We start from the raw sequence: 3,825 nt of genomic DNA, 5'->3' as shown, positions 1-3,825 counted from the left end.
CTCACGATCCCATGAAATGAGCGCTCACCATCGCGTGAAACGGCTGCTCACGATCAGCGAAATCCGCAGGCTGAACCGTGGTGTCGACGGCGACCCGCTCGAGATCCTTGGTCGCGAGAGCTCCAGTTTGGTACGCCACCGCGAGGCTTTCCTGCAGGAGGGCCGTGAGATGCTCCTCGCCCAATCGCTGGCGCCACCGCGTCAAGGATGAGCGGTCAAACGGCAGATCATGGCGGAAGCTGACCTCACCGCAGAAGAACTGCACGTAGGGGCTGTCGAGGAAGCGGGCGCACAGCGCCTCGTCAGAGAGGCTCTCCATGTGCTTGAGGATCATCAGCCCGGCGATCAGCCGCACCGGCAAGGGCGGCTGGCCGGGTCCTGGCCGGTAGACGCTACCCAAGCGGCGCTCGAGGAAGGCCCAGTCGATGCGCTGGGCCAGCAGCACCAGCGGATGCTTCAGGTCAATGATGCTGTCCAGGGCGGGGCGGAACAGATCCTTCTGGCGCTCGTCTTTCGGCGTCGACATGGCGCAACTCCGGCCGGGTGGAGTGCTCCTGATTGAATCAGATCCCGGGCCGGAGCGGCAACGGAAAACGCAGGAAATCCACCGCTGTCGCCCCGCAATCCTGCAAATCCGAAGCTGGCGAGACGACCAATATCCCAATCGTTCCAATGGGATCGGGATTCTTCACAGGCGACGGGGTAATGTCAACGAAAAGGGCCGCCGTGAGCAGCCCTTTCCATCAAATCGGTTGAACGGAATGTGTCAGTGCTTGTCGCGGTGGCCGTGCTGATCGAGATCACCTGGCTTGTGGCCCGGGTGCTCATGATGCTGTCCGGGAACCTCCTTCTGGTCCTTTTTGTCGCGGTGGCCGTGCTGATCGAGATCACCTGGCTTGTGATCGGGATGATCATGATGTGGGCCGGGCTTTTCCTGAACCATTTTTCTCTCCTCATGGATGCTATTCAGTGGCAACGCTCGACTCCAGGCTCCGTTCCCGGAGCACTGGCCGGCGTGGATCCTCGGATAGCATTCCGCGGGCTGACGGCCCTACGAGCCTGGCGGCGGCGAGCTCACCGCCCAAGCCCGTGAGACGCAGAAGGCCGATTTCGCACATTGAGCGGATCGTGAGTTCAAGTAAGCCTTTTACCCAGCGTTGCAATTCGCGCCATTCGTTCGGTAATCTCGGCGCGGATGAGATGACCACTGCAGTTTCCTACATCTCACCTCTGACGTGATGCAGGATCCCTACTCCTACAGCAAGACAGAGCTTCCGGGACTATTTCGTTCAGTAGTTCTCAGGTCAGACGCTGGCCGTGGCACCGACCAAATTTCCGACTGTTGTAGCACTACACCTCTCAGAAACCTGCTCAAACCCGTGCAAATGTGGCTCGCGATCCTCCACAAGGGGCACTGAGCGGATCACGAGCCATCTCAAGGCAGCACAGGAGGCCTATCTCGCGCGCCAGGGAAGGATCGGGCCGGCTCAGACGGGCGGAGTGTGGATAGCCTCGATCCCGGGACAAGTCTATACAGTAAGGTGGAACAAATAGAAGCCACAAATCGAAAGCCACCGGCTGCTGCTCTCGCATGAAGGCTTAGCGGCATCTCCGACAGGGCAAGAGCGCGTTCAAATCACCACCTCATTATGAGCAGGAGACGGGCACCGGATGGTTTATCGGCACGGCACAAAAGAGCCGGAGGCGCTGCCTGTTGTGAAGCAGGTCATAGGTGCAATCCTGTGGTTCTGGTGTCGCGAACATGGCTGATCGACGACCATCAAGCTGCTCTCTAACAAGATGCCGACAGGATCATAGGGCGCCCAAGGAATAGGAGCCGTTTGCCGCTGTGGTCAGGAAGCCTATAAAGGTCAAAAGTCATGTGCCCGAAGAGAATATCGAAGCCGCCGGTCGAGAAATCCTGACGGGGATAGCCACGGTTCAGGTGCTTGTTATTGAGGACAAGGCTCTTGTGGGTCTTAACCTAGTCGACACTTTTGAAGATGCTGGTTACGCGGTTGCCAGCGCAGTCAGCACAAGCACAGAGACGTTGACGTAGTCGGCGCAACAGCCCAGACGTCGCGATCGTTGATATGATTCCGAAGTAGGGGCCTTGCACAGACCTCGTCCGGATCCTCCGCTACCGGGGTGTGCCGTTCGCGATCTACTCAGAACAGAGCCTGGAGAGCGCCGCACCAGAATTCCAGGCTGTGGTCTGGCTCAAGAAACCGGCAGCCCATCAGGGCTTTTTGCAAATGGGGATGCGACTGCTCGCCTCTTGAGCAGCGCGGGCAGGAATGCTGGTGCGCAAAGAAACTCCCTCGCTGGCATCTGCCGAGGAGGGAGCAAGAGAAGAGGACCTGTTATCTTTCCAAGCTATGTGATTGAAGGGGCCGAGTCCACCCGTAGATTTGCCGGGGGTATGCGTCCTAAGCACGGGCCGCACTATGTTCCAGCACTGCTACGGTAATTCTCAAGAGGAGGCATGACTTACTTTCTTAGACAGTCGAGATTGCTCCTCGCGGTGGTGGTCACCTTCTTCGCAACGACATTGTCCGCACACGCGGACTGCCGCCAAACAGAACAGTCGTGGCAGATTAGGTACGCTGCCAGCGTGCACCATCTCACCGAGTTGGAGTATGCGGCCTCGTACCTCGAGGGCCTTGTGTCTACAGGTGATGAGACGCTCACGATTGGGTCCGCGGAGCAGCACAAGCAGTTCAACGCCTCAGTCAGGACCACGCTGACCAAGGATGAGGCCTTGGCCTAGGCCCTCAATGAGGAGGTGTCGCGCACCGCAGTGATACTGCGCGACTGCGGCCTTAATGGAGGGCCCCTAAATGCCAACTTCAGGCAGGCTCTGCGGGTGCTCTGAGAGTGACCAGCCGCCTAGCTTCTATCAGGCTTAGGCTTGGGGAACAGCCGTAATCGACGTGGACTTAGCCCTCGCATCATAGTGCTGGCGAATGGGTTAGAGCGACTGAGGCGGGTCGGCGTTCAGGCTGTCGAGCTTGGGTTCAGACCTGGAGGGTTCCATGTCGCTCCACCTGACCGTGAGTGGTGAGGTTCCAGCTTCGACCGCAACAATCGCCCGGGCGGCTGGCGCTTGTGACCTTGCTCCCGTTCGCCGAGAACCTGCCGAGCGGCCGAGGGGCTGCGCAGGCAGGCTGATCCGGCCTGGGTGGAGCGCTATGACAGATGGGCAAGTGATTGCGACGTTCCGCAAGGCGAGGCGAAGCGGCGCGCCCATGCCGCGCAGATCGGCGCGATGGTTATCAGGTGCTTGCTGCCATCATGGCTCCTGGCGCACCGGCCTGGCGCTGCCCGGGGAGCACTGAAAACAAGATGGTTGGCCACGCCAAACCAATGCACTCACCTCGATTTCCTAAGAATCAGCGCCCACGGGTGCGTCGGTAGCAACTTTCTGCAGCACAAACCCGAACGCCTTGGCGCGGCGGCGCAGGTTTTCGATCACCCGCTTTTGATGCCGCTCCTCGTAGTAGGTGAAGTAGCCCCTGAATAGACCGGACACGATCTCCCACCTCGCTAAGAGATAGGAGTAGTGTTGGTGCTATGACTGGTTCTTCCCCCAAGATTGAGGTCCTTGATGGACCGCAACGCCGCCGCCACTGGGCGGCCGCCGAGAAGCTTTCCATCGTCCAGGAGACCTATGAGCCGGATGCCACGGTCAGTCTGGTCGCCCGCCGGCATGGCGTGGCGCCCAACCAGCTGTTCCGCTGGCGCAAGCTCGCTGCCCAGGGAGCGCTCACTGCGGATTCCGACGAAGTCGGCCAGTTGTTCCGACGCGATGTCGGCCATGCATTC

4 protein-coding genes and 1 pseudogene are annotated in these 3,825 nt (G+C 59.8%); 2 read left to right on the top strand and 3 right to left on the bottom strand.

The window, feature by feature from the left end; genetic code table 11:
• Positions 1–70 precede the first annotated feature (70 nt).
• Together OC446_RS29720 and OC446_RS29715 are read right to left on the bottom strand one after the other, a co-directional pair.
• A pseudogene (locus tag OC446_RS29720) lies at positions 71–526 on the bottom strand (transposase); the annotation flags it as partial.
• Positions 527–766: 240 nt separating this feature from the next.
• A complete protein-coding gene (locus tag OC446_RS29715) occupies positions 767–943 on the bottom strand; it encodes a hypothetical protein (protein ID WP_262032491.1) in 177 nt (58 codons plus the stop codon).
• Positions 944–2,485: 1,542 nt separating this feature from the next.
• Here OC446_RS29715 and OC446_RS29710 point away from each other — a divergent pair.
• Positions 2,486–2,770 (top strand): hypothetical protein, encoded by a 285-nt coding sequence (locus OC446_RS29710; RefSeq protein ID WP_262032490.1) that lies wholly within the window; start codon positions 2,486–2,488, stop codon positions 2,768–2,770.
• Positions 2,771–3,385: 615 nt separating this feature from the next.
• On the opposite strand, the gene OC446_RS29705 is transcribed toward OC446_RS29710, so the two are convergent.
• Entirely contained in the window at positions 3,386–3,532 is a 147-nt protein-coding gene (locus tag OC446_RS29705) for a hypothetical protein (protein WP_262032489.1), read from the bottom strand.
• Positions 3,533–3,573: 41 nt separating this feature from the next.
• On the opposite strand from OC446_RS29705, the gene OC446_RS29700 reads away from it, so the two are divergent.
• The coding region (locus OC446_RS29700) for a transposase (protein ID WP_262032488.1) at positions 3,574–3,825 on the top strand (252 nt) is incomplete at its 3' end.

The organism is Microvirga sp. Mcv34, from assembly GCF_024519725.1.
Taxonomy (GTDB): domain Bacteria; phylum Pseudomonadota; class Alphaproteobacteria; order Rhizobiales; family Beijerinckiaceae; genus Microvirga.
Note: the sequence above shows the minus strand (reverse complement) of the source record. Positions and strands in the feature narration are given on the sequence as shown.

Bases quoted from the DNA above. Each gene is read 5' to 3' on its own strand.
- OC446_RS29715 (WP_262032491.1), bottom strand. From the start codon at position 943: ATGGTTCAGGAAAAGCCCGGCCCACATCATGATCATCCCGATCACAAG.
- OC446_RS29710 (WP_262032490.1), top strand. From the start codon at position 2,486: ATGACTTACTTTCTTAGACAGTCGAGATTGCTCCTCGCGGTGGTGGTC.